The 16,955-nt window shown below is 55.0% G+C and carries 12 protein-coding genes and 1 pseudogene; 8 read left to right on the top strand and 5 right to left on the bottom strand.

What is annotated here, in order from left to right:
- Positions 1 to 299 precede the first annotated feature (299 nt).
- From RQ935_RS03005 to RQ935_RS02990, 4 genes are all read left to right on the top strand, one after another.
- The gene (locus tag RQ935_RS03005) at positions 300 to 1,967 is read left to right on the top strand and encodes a fumarate hydratase (RefSeq protein WP_311497164.1); all 1,668 of its coding nucleotides are present in this window, start codon (positions 300 to 302) and stop codon (positions 1,965 to 1,967) included.
- Positions 1,968 to 2,226: 259 nt separating this feature from the next.
- A complete protein-coding gene (locus RQ935_RS03000) occupies positions 2,227 to 3,387 on the top strand; it encodes an NAD(P) transhydrogenase subunit alpha (RefSeq protein WP_311497163.1) in 1,161 nt (386 codons plus the stop codon).
- Positions 3,388 to 3,530: 143 nt separating this feature from the next.
- Positions 3,531 to 3,857, top strand: a complete 327-nt coding sequence (locus RQ935_RS02995) for an NAD(P) transhydrogenase subunit alpha (RefSeq protein ID WP_297722456.1) — start codon at positions 3,531 to 3,533, stop codon at positions 3,855 to 3,857.
- A 2-nt stretch (positions 3,858 to 3,859) separates the two neighbouring features.
- Complete coding sequence (locus RQ935_RS02990; protein ID WP_311497162.1) at positions 3,860 to 5,398, top strand: NAD(P)(+) transhydrogenase (Re/Si-specific) subunit beta; 1,539 nt, start codon at positions 3,860 to 3,862, stop codon at positions 5,396 to 5,398.
- 84 nt (positions 5,399 to 5,482) lie between these two features.
- Here the strand turns inward: RQ935_RS02990 and RQ935_RS02985 are convergent, their stop codons facing one another.
- The 5 genes from RQ935_RS02985 to RQ935_RS02965 form a co-directional block, all read right to left on the bottom strand.
- The gene (locus tag RQ935_RS02985; protein WP_311497161.1) at positions 5,483 to 7,444 is read right to left on the bottom strand and encodes an MFS transporter; all 1,962 of its coding nucleotides are present in this window, start codon (positions 7,442 to 7,444) and stop codon (positions 5,483 to 5,485) included.
- A 55-nt stretch (positions 7,445 to 7,499) separates the two neighbouring features.
- Positions 7,500 to 8,045, bottom strand: coding sequence for a MarR family transcriptional regulator (locus RQ935_RS02980; protein WP_311497160.1), 546 nt, complete (start codon positions 8,043 to 8,045; stop codon positions 7,500 to 7,502).
- Positions 8,046 to 8,199: 154 nt separating this feature from the next.
- Entirely contained in the window at positions 8,200 to 9,387 is a 1,188-nt protein-coding gene (locus tag RQ935_RS02975; protein ID WP_311497159.1) for an acetate kinase, read from the bottom strand.
- Between the two features lie 58 nt (positions 9,388 to 9,445).
- Complete coding sequence (gene pta, locus RQ935_RS02970) at positions 9,446 to 10,435, bottom strand: phosphate acetyltransferase (RefSeq protein ID WP_311497158.1); 990 nt, start codon at positions 10,433 to 10,435, stop codon at positions 9,446 to 9,448.
- A 292-nt stretch (positions 10,436 to 10,727) separates the two neighbouring features.
- Entirely contained in the window at positions 10,728 to 11,480 is a 753-nt protein-coding gene (locus tag RQ935_RS02965) for a GntR family transcriptional regulator (protein ID WP_299293693.1), read from the bottom strand.
- 176 nt (positions 11,481 to 11,656) lie between these two features.
- Between RQ935_RS02965 and guaA the strand changes: the two genes are divergently transcribed.
- From guaA to RQ935_RS02945, 4 genes and pseudogenes are all read left to right on the top strand, one after another.
- Complete coding sequence (guaA, locus tag RQ935_RS02960; RefSeq protein WP_311497157.1) at positions 11,657 to 13,243, top strand: glutamine-hydrolyzing GMP synthase; 1,587 nt, start codon at positions 11,657 to 11,659, stop codon at positions 13,241 to 13,243.
- Between the two features lie 386 nt (positions 13,244 to 13,629).
- Positions 13,630 to 15,549: a tetracycline resistance ribosomal protection protein Tet(W) gene (tet(W), locus tag RQ935_RS02955; RefSeq protein WP_004010384.1), complete on the top strand. Its 1,920-nt coding sequence runs from the start codon at positions 13,630 to 13,632 to the stop codon at positions 15,547 to 15,549.
- A 50-nt stretch (positions 15,550 to 15,599) separates the two neighbouring features.
- Positions 15,600 to 16,367: a class I SAM-dependent methyltransferase gene (locus RQ935_RS02950; RefSeq protein ID WP_004010385.1), complete on the top strand. Its 768-nt coding sequence runs from the start codon at positions 15,600 to 15,602 to the stop codon at positions 16,365 to 16,367.
- Between the two features lie 169 nt (positions 16,368 to 16,536).
- Positions 16,537 to 16,614: pseudogene (locus tag RQ935_RS02945) on the top strand (sigma-70 family RNA polymerase sigma factor); the annotation flags it as partial.
- Between the last annotated feature and the right edge of the window lie 341 nt (positions 16,615 to 16,955).

Below are 16,955 nucleotides of genomic sequence, written 5' to 3'. Positions count from 1 at the left end.
GACTGTTCGTAATTCCGCAAATCTTGTCGTGGTTGGGGAACGTACCGAATCGTCGAAAACGTAACCCGGGGAAAGCGACGCAGGACGAGTGAAGTACTGAGCCGGAACGAAGTAGAGGCTCAAGTAATTCCGAGGCCGAGGGAGGCAACGTTTTTTCTTTAGTCAGACTTGCGAAAATCAAAACATAGTTCTGAGGCCTGATGAGCTGGAATTCTCCGGTTTAAAGCCCGACGCAGAGGGCGATGGAGCCGGGGCGTTAGAATCAAATCGCACAAAAACACCAGAGCAAAGGGGCAAAAGTGGCCGATTTCTTTTATGCTGACATCCTGCCGCACGGCGAGGACACTTATACATACCGCAAGCTGACATCCGAGGGAGTAAGCGAGGTCGAGGGGCCGGACGGGACGATATTCCTGAAGGTCGAACCGGAGGCGCTGACACTGCTGGCCGAGACCGCGTTCCACGACATTTCGCACTACCTGCGCACGGCTCACCTGCAGCAGCTGCGCAAGATTCTGGACGACCCCGAGGCATCGGGCAACGACAAGTTCGTGGCGATGGATCTGTTGCGTAACGCGAACATCGCGGCGGCGGGGGTTCTGCCCATGTGCCAGGACACGGGCACCGCCATTATCAAAGGTGAGCGCGGTCAGCACGTGTTGACTCCCGGCCCGGACGAAGCAGCGCTGTCCCGCGGGGTTTACAACGCTTATACGAAACTGAACCTGCGTTATTCCCAAAACAGCCCCCTGTCCATGTATGAGGAAAAGAACACCGGCTGTAACCTCCCGGCGCAGGTGGAGCTGTATGCAGAGACCACTCCGGGACACGAAGCGGAGTACCGTTTCCTGTTTATGGCCAAGGGGGGCGGTTCGGCCAACAAGTCCTACCTCTACCAGATGACCAAGGCGATTCTTGACCCTGAACACATGATGCAGTTCCTGGAGGAAAAGATTCGGTCCCTCGGCACGGCCGCCTGCCCGCCCTACCACTTGGCGATCGTCATCGGCGGCACTTCAGCGGAATACACGCTCAAGACCGCGAAGTACGCTTCGGCGCACTACCTGGATGGCCTGCCCACTCACGGCGGCGAACAGGCGCAGGGGTTCCGCGACCTCGAGATGGAAGCGGAAGTCCTGGAGCTGACTCGGCACATGGGCATCGGCGCCCAGTTCGGCGGCAAGTATTTCTGCCACGACGTGCGGGTGGTGCGCCTGCCGCGTCACGGTGCCTCCCTGCCGGTGGCCATCGCGGTGTCATGCAGCGCCGACCGGCAGTGTGTGGCAAAGATCAACAAGGACGGGGTGTTTATCGAAGCTCTGGACACTGATCCGGGACGTTTCATGCCCGACCCCAGCGAGGCGGAACTTGGCGGGGACGAAGCGGTGAAGATTGACTTGAACCGCCCGATGAAGGACGTCCTCGCCGAACTCACCAAGTACCCCATCAAGACGCGACTTTCCCTGACCGGAACCCTCATCGTGGCTCGTGACATTGCCCACGCGAAGCTCCGCGACCGTCTGGAAAAGGAGGGCGAACTGCCCCAATACTTCAAAGACCACCCGGTGTACTACGCGGGTCCGGCGAAAACTCCCGAGGGAATGCCCTCCGGGTCCTTCGGGCCAACCACGGCTTCGCGTATGGACCCCTATGTGGACCTGTTCCAAGCCCATGGCGGCTCGATGATTATGCTGGCCAAGGGTAATCGCGGCCAGACTGTCACTGACGCCTGCCGCAAGCACGGCGGCTTTTACCTTGGTTCTATCGGCGGTCCCGCCGCGGAGCTGGCTGCGCACTCCATCAAGAAGGTCGAGGTTCTGGAGTACCCCGAGCTGGGCATGGAAGCCGTGTGGAAGATTGAAGTCGAGGACTTCCCGGCTTTCATCGTGGTGGACGACAAGGGCAACAATTTCTTCGAAGGCTTGGACAAGGTGGTGCTCACCTTGAAGGTGCCGCCAAAGAAGTAGTCGTCATCGGTTTTCTAGGGCGGGCGCCTCGAGGGGAGTTATTCTTCGGGGTGCCCGCACTATATGTGCAGGTGGTAACTGTTTTGTCAGGGGAATACAGCGAAAAAAAATGCACCCAACACGTGAATGCACTTCAGGATGAAATCTGGGACTAAATACACATATAAAAACAACTTCCATGCGATACACTATTTATCGTCCAACTCATGAACCCATGAGCTGTGCGTACAACGAAGTATTCGCGGAGGGTTTTTTTACGATGATTATTGGTGTACCCAAGGAAATTATGAGCGGTGAAGACCGCGTGGCTGCTACCCCGGAAACGGTGGCGGATATGGTCGGCAAAGGCTTGACCGTACTGGTCGAAAAAGGTGCTGGGGAAGGTTCTTTCTTCCACGACCCGGAATACGTCTCGGCGGGAGCTGAGATGGTCGACGACCCAGAGGAAGTCTACCAGCGGGCGGATCTGATTTTGAAAGTCAAGGAACCGCTGTATAACGAGGCGAAGGGCCGCTCTGAAATCTCCATGATGCATAAAGGTCAATACTTGATTACCTTTATTCACCCGGCTGCTCCGCCCAACCACGAGATGGTCAAAGAGATGGCGGCGCAGGGCGTCATTTCGCTGACTCTGGACGGTGTGCCGCGTATTTCCCGGGCGCAGAACTTGGATGCCTTGACCTCGATGAGTACCTGCGCCGGGTACAAAGGTATCCTCTTGGCGGCGAACTACCAGCCGTCCTTCATGCCGCTGATTCACAGCGCTATCGGGCGGATTGACCCGCTGAAGGTGCTGGTTGTCGGCGTTGGCGTGGGTGGCTTGCAGGCTCTAGCTACCGCGAAGCGTCTGGGTGCGGTGGTGCACGCCGCCGATATCCGCCCGATGGCCTCCGAACAGGCCACTTCCCTGGGTGCTAAGCCGGTTGAACTTGGGGTAGACCCCGAGAAGGCTATCGGTGAAGGTGGTTACGCCCAGGCTCTGCCGGAAGATGAGTTGGTCAAAGAGCGGGCCGCTTTGGCTAAGGTGATTCCCGACATGGACATCATCTTTGCCTCGGCGCTGGTGCCGGGCCATTTGGCGCCGCGGCTCATTACCGAGGACATGGTGAAATCCATGAAGCCCGGTTCGGTCATCGTGGATATTTCCATTGACCAGGGCGGCAACTGCGAAATCACGCCTCCGGGCAAGGTAGAAGTCAAGCACCACGTCACCTTGGTGGGGATTAAGAACATCCCCGGTATGCTGCCGAAGAGCTCGACTTTCATGTTCGCAAAGAACATTGCCAACTTTGTGGACTTCCTGGTGAAGGACGGCCAAATCGTCCTGGATCGCAGCGATGAGATTATCGCCAAGACCCTCACGACTATCGACGGCGAAATTGTCCACGTCGGTGCGCGCGAGGCGATGGGTCTGGCCTAAAGACCCGAGATTGTGACGATTAGGGCGGCCGGCCGGTCAACGGTGAGGTCGCCCTAATCGGTGCCTCGGGGCGGCGTCACCGCCCTGCTCAGCTAAATTTATTATGAAATCCCTGACAAAACCGTAACCCAAGGAGAAAATCGATGACTCCCTTCCAAGGCGTGTTATTGGTCGTGCTGGTGGTGTTTACCCTGGTCGGCTATAAAATCATCAGCCATGTTCCCAGCCTTTTACACACCCCGCTGATGAGCGGGATGAACGCTTTTTCCGGCGTGACCGTGCTGGGCTGTCTGACTGCTGCCGCATTGGCGGTGAGTCTGGGGTCAAAAGCGCTGGGCTTGCTGGCAGTTGCGCTGGCGATGGTGAACATTGTCGGCGGTTTTGGGGTTACTGACCGGATGCTGCGGATGTTCGATAAGAAGCGCAAGCCCGTCGCCGGTGGGAGTGCTCAGCCTGGAGAGGGGGAGTAGTCATGGATAACAGCTTGAATCTGGTGGGGGCACAAGGTCCGAACAGTCTGCTCTACTATGCCATCTCGGTAGTGCTGGTGATACTGGTGCTGGTGGGATTAAATATGCTCTCCAAGGTGCAGACGGCGGTACGCGGCAACCTTCTGGGCGCGTTGGCGATGGCTCTGGCTATCGTGGCGACACTGTGGAACTTCGGGATTCTCAGCGCGGTCGAACTCTATGCTGCGATGCTGGTCGGAGCATTATTCGGAATCATTATCTGGCGAAAAACTAAGATGATTCGGATGCCGCAAACCGTGGCTCTGCTCAACGGATTGGGTGGCATGGCTTCGATGCTTGCCGGGGCGCTGGCCTTGACCGGACACGCTGATAACAACGCTTTTGCCCAGTTCACGGCCGGTTTAGCGGTCGCTGTTGGTGGTGCGACCTTCTTTGGTTCCCTCATTGCAGCAGGGAAGTTGCACCAGATTCTGGATCAGCACCCGAAGGTGCTTCCCGCACACTCCGTGTGGGTGGGTCTGAGCCTAGTGGTCAGTCTGGGTGCCGCCCTAGCTTACGTTTTTCCACCGTTCAGCAGTCCGGGTGTGGCGCAAACGGTGTTGCTCATCGTCCAGATTGTGGCCGCCAACCTGTTTGGTTACCTGCTTGCGGTGCGGGTGGGCGGAGCCGATATGCCCATCACGATTTCCCTGTTGAACTCCCTGTCCGGGGTCGCGGGAGCCATCGCCGGCCTGGCCATCTCCGACCTGCTGTTGGTGGCTATCGGGGCTATCGTCGGGGCTTCCGGTCTGTTGTTGACCCAAATCATGTGCCGGGCGATGAACCGCCATCTCATGGATATTTTGCTGGGCAAGACATCCGTCAGCACCGCCACCGCAACGCCAACTGAAACCGAATCGGAAAAACCAGACGACTCGGCTTGTGCAGGCGAGACCGACACCGGCGACACCGCTTCTGACAAACAACCGACACCCGCAGTACCTGCCGCGGATCCGGAAACCACTTTCACCAACTGGGTAGAAAATGCCCAGCGCGTCATCTTGGTGCCCGGCTACGGCATGGCCTTGTCTCAAGCCCAAGCCCAGGTCAAGCGCCTGTTGGACTACCTGGAAAAGGCCGGAAAGACGGTAGACTTCGCGATTCACCCGGTGGCAGGCCGGATGCCGGGGCACATGAACGTGCTATTGGCCGAAATTGACGTGGACTACGAAAAACTGCGGGAAATGAAAGACATCAACGATGACTTCGCGACCGCGGATTTGACGGTGGTCATCGGTGCCAACGACGTGATGAACCCGGCTGCCAACACCGCGGAAGGCACCCCGATTTACGGGATGCCCGTGCTGAACGTGGGAGACTGCGCCCACGTGGCCATCTTTAACTTCGACTTGAAACCGGGCTATGCCGGGGTGGAAAATCCGCTGTATGCCCGGGCTGAGGCTGAACCGGATCGGGTGCTGATTTTCCAAGGCGATGCGAAGGAAACCTTGGCGGCACGGCTGGACGCAATTGGGGCACCGCCAGCGCTTGAGTTGTATTAGTGGCTTTGAGCCTGATTTCGTGAGGATTACGGGTAAAACACCGGGCGCTCCGTACATTCGGGGCGCCCGGTAGTTTCATTTTTCCTAGATTGAGTTCTGTGCCGTGGATTGCGCAGTTTTCATAATGTGTGCGTCGAGAGTTTTCTTAGAGGGAACCCCAAACAGCAACAGCACACCGAACAGCGACACGAGGGTATAGAACCAGAATAAGCGGATAAATCCCTTATTGAGCTCCAGCTGGAACGTTGATTCGATAGTGTCCGCGTGCGCATCGATGTTCTGAAGGTAATCCTGGCGAGCTTGCTCTAAAGCTGGCGGAACGAAACCCATCTGTGCCTTCATGGTGTTGCCTTGCTCGTCGAACGTGTAGTTCGCCAGATCCTTGGACCGTGCCACAATGTTGGTAACATCCGCGCTCTTGAGGCGATTCATCAACCGGTCAGGCACATTCACCATGGAAAATCCGGGGTCAATTGTGTCCTGGGGTGGGGTAGACGGCTGTGCACCGTCGCCGCTGTTCCCGGGCGTTATTTGGGCCATGCCCGATTCTTGACCACCGGTAGTCGACATTCCGCCGGGAGCTGCAGGCATCGCGGAGGACATGGCGGACATATCTGGTTTCGGCATGACTTCCATGACCTTCTCGGACAGGCCGCCCATAGCGGTGGCGAGCAGTCCCACCATGATCGCCGGAGCCAGGGTAGTCGCCAGAGAACGCGTCAAAGACAGAGTTGCTTGACCGGTGTTCGCGTCACGGCTGGGCACCAGGTGCAAAATCAGGTAGGTCAGGGGTGCGCCCATCAGGAATCCCAGACCGAAACCCATCACAAAGATGGACAGGCTGGTGGAGAGAAAACCAGGATACGGGGAAGTCCAGAAAATCAGCAGCAGGCCAGAGAGAGCGCAGATAATGACCCCGAGGCCCAGCACGAAGCGAGGGCCGAGCTTATCCGTGAGCCGCCCGGATATTGGCGCTGCGAGGCCAGAAGCCACCCCGATGATGATGGTGGGATAGCCTCCATCGCCCGTAGGTAGGCGCATGGAGTTCTCGGCGAACTGCGGGATGAACATCACGGTCATCATCAGGGTGCCGGCCACCATGCCAAGCAACAAAGTCACCCCGACAGGAACGTTCATGAAATAGTCAAAGTTGATTAAGGGGTCGTGGACGCGGTGCTCGGTAACCCAGAAAACTACCCCCGCAATCGCAAAAATCAGCAGGGAAACCCGGACGTTGGAATCTTGGAAAGAACCGCTGATATCCGTGAAATCCAGATGTTGGAACATCCACAAGAGGGCAGTGATGGCGACAACGATTAAGACGGTGCCGGGAATGTCCAAACGGCGGCCGGCTTCGGTACGATCACGATCTAAGAGGAGCCCTCCTAGGACTACCACTGCCAGAGCAATCGGCACGTTGATGTAAAAGATCCACTGCCAGTTCTCGGTTCCGGCGATGTCCATGATGAGCGAGCCAGCCGAACCGCCGATAACCGAGGCAACGCCGTAGACCATGCCGACCAGACCGAGAGCCATACCGCGCTTTGCTGGAGGAGCAATGGTCCCGGCAGCGGCGGTGGCGACCGGCATCATGCCGCCGCCGCCCACGGCTTGCACCACGCGGGAGGCCAACAACAGACCGAAAGATTGAAAGTCTTGGGCGAGTCCGCACCCTAGTGAACCAATCCCGAACAGGGCGATAGCCAGCACATATATCGGCTTGCGCCCCAATACGTCTGCCAGTTTGCCGATAACGGGGATAGCGATGGCGTAGGCCAGAGTATAGATTGTAAAGACCCAGACACCTGCTTGGTCATTGACCCCCAAACTGTTTTGAATGACGGTACGAGCCGGATTCACGATGCCCATGTCCAAGGCACCCATGAAAATTCCTGCCAGGTACAGCGCCAGAATCAACCCCCAGCGTTCCGGCACTGTGTGTTCAAGAGAAGCCAAACCAGTGGGTTTTTCGTTGTTATTTTGCGATTCCGGCTCGCCGTTTGGCACCTCAGTTTCGGAATCGTCAAGGGTATGAGTCACTGTCATGAAATTAATTATATTGATAGTTAAGAAACTTAATCAAATTTTGTGACCGCAGCGATTATTTTGCCGATGAAGGCCGGTTTCCCTGGGGTTTTAGCGGATTTGGCGAATCCGATGGTGAGGATTTTGTGTGGTGAGAAGCGTCTATCTGGTCGATGAACTCCGCCAGCATTTCCGAGAACTGCTTAATTTCCTCATTGGAGCGGTTGGCAAAAACGCCATGCAGGTCCTCGTTTACGGAACCGACAAAATTGTGCCCCAGCATATCTCCGGATTCTGCGATGCGCAGCACGGCCCGGCGGCGATCCTCCGGGTCAGTTTGCCGACTGACGTATCCCAGGTTCACCAAGCGATCGACCAAGTAACTCGCGGCGGCGCGGGTGATGTGCAGGCCATCGGCGAGTTCTGAGGGGGATAGGGGATTTCCGGCAATCTCGGAACGCCAAATCAGCAGCAGTCCGTCGCCGTCCTTGCCGTGCATTCCCAAGTCGGCTGAGATATTGGCAATCAAATTGTTGGCGGAAAACACCAGACGGTGAAACTCGTAAACCAACTGTTCACTGAGAGCCGAGCGCTCCTTATCGACCTTAGCTACCTCACTCATGCTATTCAGTATATTGACAGTTAAGCGATTTTAACTAAAACGGGGGTACTTTCGGGTCGTTGGCTGGTCGACCGGCCGAAGCTCAGCTCGGCGTAAAAACGTGGGCCCCAGACGTATCCGGGGCCCACGCCAGAAAGGTTTTTGAGAATAGAAGTTAAATCAGACGTACGACTTGACGGGCAATCGCCAACTCCTCGTTGGTGGGGACGACCAGCACCAGCACTTTTGAATCATCGCTGGAGATACGCCAGATAGCCTTGGAACGGTCGCGGTTATCGTTGCGTTCGCGGTCAATCTTGACCCCGATGAACTCGAGTTTTTCGCACAAGCGCCGCCGGGTGCGTACATCGTTTTCACCGATGCCGGCGGTGAAAGTCAGCACGTCCAAGCCGCCCAGCTCAAAAGTGTAGGCGCCAATGTACTTCAGCAAGCGCTGCTGATAAGTCTGGAGGGCCAGTAGAGCGTCGGAGTCGCCCTCGTCACGGCGTTTCCACACGTCACGCATATCGTTGTCGCCGCACATGCCTTTCATGCCGGATTGCTTGTTGAATAGGGTGTCGATGTCCTCTACGCTCATTCCTTTTCGTAGCAGGTGGAACACCACCGCCGGGTCGATGTCGCCGGTACGGGTACCCATGACCAAGCCTTCCAGGGGAGTCAACCCCATCGAGGTGTCCATCGGTAGCCGGCCAAGTTCCGCGCAGGCGGACGCGCCATTTCCCAGATGCAGGGTAATTTGTTTCACGGTGTCATCGCCCAGGTAGTCGCAGACCTTGTTGGCTACGAATTCGTGAGAAGTCCCGTGGGCACCGTAGCGGCGGATGTGGTAGTCATGCGCGACCTGCTTATTGAGGGCGTAGCTACGGGCTTTTTCGGGCAGGCCGGCAAAGTAGGCGGTATCAAAAACGGCGATGTGAGGCAGGTCGGGCCACAGCTCCATAGCGGTGTCGATGCCAATGAGGTGCGCGGGGTTGTGCAGCGGCGCCAAGTCGCACAGTTCCTCAATCTTGGCGCGAACATCGTCATTCACGATGGCCGGTCCCTTGAAATGCCAGCCACCCTGGACGATACGGTGACCAAAACCGGATAAATCCACGTGCTGTAAGTCAGGTCCGTGGGTCGCGAACATCTCGATAATCCGTGTCAGGGCTTCCTTGTGGGTTGGAAGGGGGAGTGTCTCGCTGAACTTTTCCGCGTGGACTTCGTGGGTGACTTCCCCCCGATCGGTGCCGATGCGTTCCGCTATACCTTTGGCCAGGATGTCGCCGCTGACGGGTTCGATTAGCTGGTACTTCAGTGAGGAAGAGCCGGAGTTAATTACAAAAATAGTTTGGTGGCGCATAGTTTTGTTCCTTTACTTTTTTCACAAGGGCGGCCGCGGGGCTACACCCTTTGGTCGCCTATCCCTGGGATTGGATAGCAGTAATGACGATGGTGTTGATGATGTCGTCCACGGTGGCTCCGCGCGACAAGTCGTTGACCGGGGCATTTAGCCCTTGCAGAATCGGACCCACGGCCAGCGCACCGCTGGTGCGCTGCACCGCTTTGTAGGTGATGTTTCCGGCATTCAGGTCAGGGAAGATGAACGTGTTTGCTTGTCCGGCCACGGGGGAATGCGGAGCTTTCTTGGCAGCCACGGATTCGACTACCGCGGCATCGAACTGGAGCGGACCATCGATAGCTACCTCGGGGGCGGCTGCCTGGGCTTTTGCGGTGGCTTCCTTTACCAGGTCAACCAGCGGACCCGAGCCGGAGTCAATCGTGGAATAGGACAGCATGGCAACTTTCGGTTCCAGACCAAACTGAGCCGCGGTCTTGGCTGAAACGACCGCGATGTCCGCTAGCTGCCCAGCATCCGGGGAAATCGTGACCGCACAATCCGAATACACGTCAAAGTGGTCATCGAAAACCATGAGGAAAGCTCCTGAAACCAGTTTCACGCCCGGCTGAGTCTTGATGACTTGCAGCGCGGGCCGGATGGTGTGGGCGGTGGTGTGAGCCGCTCCGGAGACCATGCCATCGGCATCGCCGCAGACAATCATCATGGTGCCAAAGAAAGAAATATCTTTCAGAGTTTCCTTCGCTTTGGCTTCGTCCATGCCCTTGTGCGCGCGCAGTTCCACCAGCTTGGCGGTGTAGCGAGCCAGCTTTTCGGCATCATCGAGGGAAACGATTTCGGCCGCGGAAAGGTCCAGACCGAGCGCGGCAGCTTGAGCCTTGATGGTGTCCTGTTCTCCCAGCAGAACCAAGTCAGCGACACCCTTCTGGAGGATGTGCGCGGCTGCTTTTAAGATGCGCTCATCGTCAGATTCTGGCAGCACAATCCGTTTCCGGTTTGCTGCCGCTTTGTTGGAAAGATTGTCCAGAAATGAGGTTTTGAAGTTGCTCATGCCTAGCTCCTCTAATGAAATCAGGGGGATTCGTCAGCCCCGCCGGCAAGTTAAAAAATATCTTAATACAGGGTTTGGGGTTGGTAAAGTTGGGACTAAGGTCCCGAAGCGAAATTTTCGGTCTTGAGCCCTCGAAAACCTCAAGGTACCAGGGAAAAGTTCGGCAAAAAACTTGTGAACAATTAATGAGGCGCCCGTGGAAAAGGAGAGAAACCACGAACGCCTCATCGCTGTCGGGTCTGGGGACCCGGTATGAAATTGTCCCAGTGAAGAAGAAAGAAGGGTTATTGAGTTAGTGCGCAAAGAGCGTGTTCTTGAGAGCAAAGCGGTCTGCGCGGAACAGGTATTCACCATAAGCGGCAATCTTGCCGGATTCGTCATAAGAGACATTTTGGATGCTCAGCACCGTTGAACCCGCGGGAATCCGCAGGAGTTGAGCCTCCGGGGCGCTGGCCTTGCGGGCAGATACCGCTTGACGAGCCATTGTCACGACGACACCGCGCTCGGCTAGGGCAGTTTCGAAAGAATCGCGTTCCAAAGCGGTGGCTGCCGGAGCAATCGAGGAACGAATCATGTCAAACATAAGTCCGGCGGGCTGGCGGTCGTTCAGGCGCAGCCGGCGGATAGCGGTCACGTTGGATCCGGGGGCTACCTCGAGTTTCGCGCTGACTTCCGGGCTGGCCGGAGACGTGCCGTAAGACAAAACTTCAGTAGAGGGCTTGTGACCGTCGGCCTTCATCTGGTCAAAAATGGTGGAGAGGGTGTTCGGACGATGTACCCGCGTCGGAGCCACCTGAGTGCCGACACCGCGGCGGCGCACCAGCAGACCATGGTCACCCAGTTGCTGCAGGGCACGGCGGGCAGTGGGCCGGGACACGTTGAGGCGTCGCGCCATGGACAGTTCGTCTTCCAAGCGCGTACCGGGGGTAAGCTGCCCTGAAAGGATTAATTCTTCGATGGGCTGCGCAATCTGATGGTAAAGCGGAACCGGGGAGTTCCGATCCAGCCGGACATCAGCCTCGAAATATGTTGGTACCTGACTCATGGCGGGTCTCCTTTCCCTTGTGTCGTCGGTCTTTCCTTTGACCCTACATATTATTGTATCGACAATTAATGGCCTGACATTAGGAAAAATCGTTGAAATAACAACGAATTAACCCTGAATAAAGTCTGAGAATTCGGGGGTCAATTTATGATGGGGAAATGTTTTAGGATTGATGCATGGCTGAAAACTTGCAACATGGTAGACCCGCAGGACCCGTATTAGTTGTCGATTTTGGTGCGCAATATGCCCAACTTATCGCTCGCCGGGTTCGCGAGGCGAAAGTTTACTCGGAAATTGTGGGACATAACCTGACCGCTCGGGAAATTTTGGATAAACAGCCTTCAGCCATCATTCTCTCAGGCGGACCGTCCTCCGTTTACGCGCCCGGGGCTCCGTCTTTTGACCCGGCCGTCTTTCAGGCAAATGTGCCGGTATTGGGCATTTGCTACGGGTTTCAGGTCATGGCACAAGCCCTGGGGGGCACGGTTAGCCCGACCGGAACGTCCGAGTACGGCCGCACCAACTTGGAAGTGGTTCCGGGTGGCGAGTTGTTGGAAGGAACGCCTTCTGAACAGGTAGTTTGGATGAGTCACGGGGACGCGGTTTCGGCAGCCCCCAGCGATTTTCAAGTTACCGCAGCGACGGACGATACAAAGGTAGCAGCCTTTGAAAATCCTGAACGAGGGCTGTATGGAGTGCAGTGGCATCCCGAAGTTCGGCACAGCGCCTATGGTCAGCGGCTTCTGGAACATTTCTTGCATGACGTGGTCGGCCTGGATCCGGTGTGGACCCCGCAATCCATCATTGACACCCAGGTTGCCGAGATTCGCCAGCGCGTGGGCGATGCCCAGGTCATCTGCGGTTTGTCTGGCGGGGTGGATTCGTCCGTGGCGGCCGCTTTGGTTCATAAGGCCATCGGCGACCAGCTGACCTGCATTTTTGTGGACCACGGTTTGCTGCGCGCGGGGGAGCGTGAGCAGGTGGAGCGAGACTATGCCGCCAACATGGGGATTCGTGTGAAATATGTAGACGAGTCCGCCCGCTTCTTGGGGGCACTGGCGGGAGTGAGCGAGCCAGAACAGAAACGCAAGATTATCGGACGCGAGTTTATCCGGTCTTTTGAAGCGGCTCAGCGCGAGGTCGTCGCTGAGGTTGGCGCCAGTGGTGGGGAAGTGAAGTTCCTGGTCCAAGGCACTTTGTATCCTGACGTGGTGGAATCGGGCGGTGGCAGTGGCACGGCTAATATCAAGTCCCATCACAATGTGGGCGGATTGCCCGAGGATTTGAAGTTCGAGCTCATCGAGCCGCTGCGCAAACTGTTCAAAGACGAAGTCCGCGAGTTGGGGCGCCAGTTGGGCCTGCCCGATGTCATCGTGAATCGCCAGCCCTTCCCCGGTCCGGGCCTGGCCATTCGTATTATCGGAGAGGTCAACGAGGAGCGCCTGCGGATTTTGCGGGCGGCGGACTTGATTGTGCGCAAGGAGCTGAGCGCGGCCGGGCTGGACACGGAGATTTGGCAGTGTCCCGTGGTGTTGCTCGCCGACGTGCGTTCGGTGGGGGTGCAGGGTGACGGGCGCACCTACGGGCACCCGATTGTGTTGCGCCCGGTTTCCTCAGAAGACGCGATGACCGCGGACTGGTCGCGTTTGGATTGGGACTTGGTGGCGCGGATTTCTAACCTAATCACCAACCAAGTTCCCGAAATTAACCGCGTGGTGCTGGACTGCACGTCCAAGCCGCCGGGGACCATCGAGTGGGAATGACGCTCGAAACGGCGAAAACCCGCATGAATACAGGCTTTTTTGCCCGTCCATACTGCTCTTTGTGGAATCGGTAAAATGATTTCTTGTTTTTTAGAGCGTACTATGATATACTGCTATTATCCTGATTTGAGGAGTCTATCAAATATGCGGCAAGGTATTCTTAAATAAAATTTGATAATGGGCGCAAAAATGATTGCCCCTTGCAGGGGCTTGGTTTTTGTACCCAATTTTAAGAATACTTTTGCCTTTTTAGTAAATATCGTGACGGACCGCGGCTTATGTAAGTCGTGTATGTTTCTGTGTGTCCGAAGTCATGATCCCCAGCGGTAAAAGTATTAGCCGCTGGGGATTTTTGCGCCCATTCGGGCCTTGTATGGAGGATAGACATGAACATTATCAATATCGGGATTCTTGCCCATGTAGACGCTGGAAAGACGACCTTGACGGAGAGTCTGCTATATGCCAGTGGAGCCATTTCAGAACCAGGGAGCGTCGAAAAAGGGACAACGAGGACGGACACCTTGTTTTTGGAGCGGCAGCGTGGGATTACCATTCAAGCGGCAGTCACTTCCTTCCAGTGGCACAGATGTAAAGTTAACATTGTGGATACGCCCGGCCACATGGATTTTTTGGCGGAGGTGTACCGCTCTTTGGCTGTTTTAGATGGGGCCATCTTGGTGATCTCCGCGAAAGATGGCGTGCAGGCCCAGACCCGTATTCTGTTCCATGCCCTGCGGAAAATGAACATTCCCACCGTTATCTTTATCAACAAGATCGACCAGGCTGGCGTTGATTTGCAGAGCGTGGTTCAGTCTGTTCGGGATAAGCTCTCCGCCGATATTATCATCAAGCAGACGGTGTCGCTGTCCCCGGAAATAGTCCTGGAGGAAAATACCGACATAGAAGCATGGGATGCGGTCATCGAAAATAACGATGCATTATTGGAAAAGTATATCGCAGGAGAACCAATCAGCCAGGAAAAACTTGCGCGGGAGGAACAGCGGCGGGTTCAAGAAGCCTCCCTGTTTCCGGTCTATCATGGCAGCGCCAAAAAGGGCCTTGGCATTCAACCGTTGATGGATGCGGTGACAGGACTGTTCCAACCGATTGGGGAACAGGGGAGCGCCACCCTATGCGGCAGCGTTTTCAAGGTTGAGTACACCGATTGCGGCCAGCGGCGTGTCTATCTGCGGCTATACAGCGGAACGCTGCGCCTGCGGGATACGGTGGCCCTGGCCGGGAGAGAAAAGCTGAAAATCACAGAGATGCGTATTCCATCCAAAGGGGAAATTGTTCGGACAGACACCGCTTATCCGGGCGAAATTGTTATCCTTCCCAGCGACAGCGTGAGGTTAAACGATGTATTAGGGGATCAAACCCGGCTCCCTCGTAAAAGGTGGCGCGAGGCCCCCCTCCCCATGCTGCGGACGACGATTGCGCCGAAAACGGCAGCGCAAAGAGAACGGCTGCTGGACGCTCTTACGCAACTTGCGGATACTGACCCGCTTTTGCGCTGCGAAGTGGATTCCATCACCCATGAGATCATTCTTTCTTTTTTGGGCCGGGTGCAGTTGGAGGTCGTTTCCGCTTTGCTGTCGGAAAAATACAAGATTGAAACAGTGGTAAAGGAACCCACCGTCATTTATATGGAGCGGCCGCTCAAAGCAGCCAGCCACACCATCCATATCGAGGTGCCGCCCAACCCGTTTTGGGCATCTATCGGACTGTCTGTTACACCACTCCCGCTTGGCTCCGGCGTACAATACGAGAGCCGGGTTTCGCTGGGATACTTGAACCAGAGTTTTCAAAACGCTGTCAGGGATGGTATCCGTTACGGGCTGGAGCAGGGCTTGTTCGGCTGGAACGTAACGGACTGTAAGATTTGCTTTGAATACGGGCTTTATTACAGTCCAGTCAGCACGCCGGCGGACTTCCGCTCATTGGCCCCGATTGTATTGGAACAGGCATTGAAGGAATCGGGGACGCAGCTGCTGGAACCTTATCTCTCCTTCACCCTCTATGCGCCCCAGGAATACCTTTCCAGGGCTTATCATAATGCACCGAAATACTGTGCCACCATCGAAACGGCCCAGGTAAAAAAGGATGAAGTTGTCTTTACTGGCGAGATTCCCGCCCGCTGTATACAGGCATACCGTACTGATCTGGCCTTTTACACCAACGGGCAGAGCGTATGCCTTACAGAGCTAAAAGGGTATCAGGCCGCTGTCGGCCAGCCGGTCATCCAGCCCCGCCGTCCAAACAACCGCCTGGACAAGGTGCGCCATATGTTTCAGAAGGTAATGTAAAGATACATAATCGTCAAGACGGCAACAATCAGAAGTTATGGAGGGTAACAATGGAATATCGTAAGGAAGATTTAATGGAAGCAAAAAAGCAAATTTTGGGAGTGGGAGAGAACATGGGAACAGAGGAAAGTAAAAAAATCTGGGAGGAGAACGCACAATTTTGGGATAATGCAATGGGTGACGAATCTAATGAATTTCACAGAGAGGTAGTGCGTCCCAAAGTAACGGAACTTCTATCTCCTAATCCTGCGGATTATATTTTGGATATTGCGTGTGGCAATGGAAATTATTCTTCGTATCTTGCACAAAGAGGCGCTTCGGTTGTCGCTTTTGATTACAGCAAAAAAATGATAGAATTGGCTAAAAGACGGCAATCACAATATGCAAAACAAATTGAATTTTGTGTGGCGGATGCGACCAATAGAAAAAGTATATTAGAATTAAAAAGAAATCGAGCCTTTACGAAAGCAGTTTCTAATATGGCAATTATGGATATTACGGATATTGAACCACTTCTTATGGCTGTTTATGAACTGTTGCAGGAAAGCGGAATTTTTGTCTTTGCAACGCAACACCCTTGTTTTGTCACGTTGACTGAAAAATATATGACACCGCACAGTTACTATGATATAGCGATTGAAGGGCAACCGAAAGAGCAGATTTATTATCATCGTTCCATACAAGATATTTTTAACCTTTGTTTTAGAGCTGGATTTGTCATTGATGGATTTTATGAAGAATGTTTCAAAACCAACAAAGAAATTCCTATGGTAATGATAGTAAGGCTTAAGAAGGTAAAACGTGATACCTTACAATAAATTCAAGTTTGTCGGGTAAATAGCAAAGCCAGCCGAGCCAGCGGGCGGTCAAGATGAACGGGCTTCGCCCACCGTTGACAGCCCCGCCCGGTTTCGCAGTTAGGCAGTCAAGGAGCGACAGCAAGGAGTGCTGCCGCCCCGCACTATTATTCAGAGAGGGGGAATTTCCATGACAGACCAGAAAGCCTATCAAGAATATATCCAGCGCAGGTACAACGCCTCTTGCAAGGCTGTTATCCGCTGTGCCTGACAGCGTCCGTCCGTGCCGGAATTATGTAGAGCTCCACATAATTCTGTTGTATTTCCCAGCCTTTTGTGATACTATTTTGATACTAATAAACTTTACAGCCGAAAATAGCAGGTGGAATATTAACATATTTGCGAAAGTTTTTCCTGCGAAATCACCTCAAATACACCCTACTATATCTGAATTTGCCGAGTGGGAATAGGTCCATCCAGCGTATTCTGATTACACCTAGTAGCAATTAGTCGCATCCTTTGGACAGCATCGCAAAAGCTTTTATTTTTGATGTGGCGTGGTGCCTCATGTCAATTTGAGCGCGAAAGTTAGGTTGTGCGTCATTTAGT

Origin of the sequence: uncultured Mobiluncus sp., from assembly GCF_963511525.1 — a bacterium.
In the GTDB taxonomy this organism is placed as follows: Bacteria; Actinomycetota; Actinomycetes; order Actinomycetales; family Actinomycetaceae; genus Mobiluncus.
The sequence above is the reverse complement of the archived record's forward strand: the minus strand, read 5'-3'. Positions and strand labels throughout refer to the sequence as shown.

Excerpts from the sequence above, each read along its gene's own strand:
- RQ935_RS03000 (WP_311497163.1), top strand. The coding sequence starts at position 2,227 with ATGATTATTGGTGTACCCAAGGAAATTATGAGCGGTGAAGACCGCGTG.
- RQ935_RS02995 (WP_297722456.1), top strand. The coding sequence starts at position 3,531 with ATGACTCCCTTCCAAGGCGTGTTATTGGTCGTGCTGGTGGTGTTTACC.
- RQ935_RS02990 (WP_311497162.1), top strand. The coding sequence starts at position 3,860 with ATGGATAACAGCTTGAATCTGGTGGGGGCACAAGGTCCGAACAGTCTG.
- RQ935_RS02985 (WP_311497161.1), bottom strand. The coding sequence starts at position 7,444 with ATGACAGTGACTCATACCCTTGACGATTCCGAAACTGAGGTGCCAAAC.
- RQ935_RS02980 (WP_311497160.1), bottom strand. The coding sequence starts at position 8,045 with ATGAGTGAGGTAGCTAAGGTCGATAAGGAGCGCTCGGCTCTCAGTGAA.
- RQ935_RS02975 (WP_311497159.1), bottom strand. The coding sequence starts at position 9,387 with ATGCGCCACCAAACTATTTTTGTAATTAACTCCGGCTCTTCCTCACTG.
- pta (WP_311497158.1), bottom strand. The coding sequence starts at position 10,435 with ATGAGCAACTTCAAAACCTCATTTCTGGACAATCTTTCCAACAAAGCG.
- RQ935_RS02965 (WP_299293693.1), bottom strand. The coding sequence starts at position 11,480 with ATGAGTCAGGTACCAACATATTTCGAGGCTGATGTCCGGCTGGATCGG.
- guaA (WP_311497157.1), top strand. The coding sequence starts at position 11,657 with ATGGCTGAAAACTTGCAACATGGTAGACCCGCAGGACCCGTATTAGTT.
- RQ935_RS02950 (WP_004010385.1), top strand. The coding sequence starts at position 15,600 with ATGGAATATCGTAAGGAAGATTTAATGGAAGCAAAAAAGCAAATTTTG.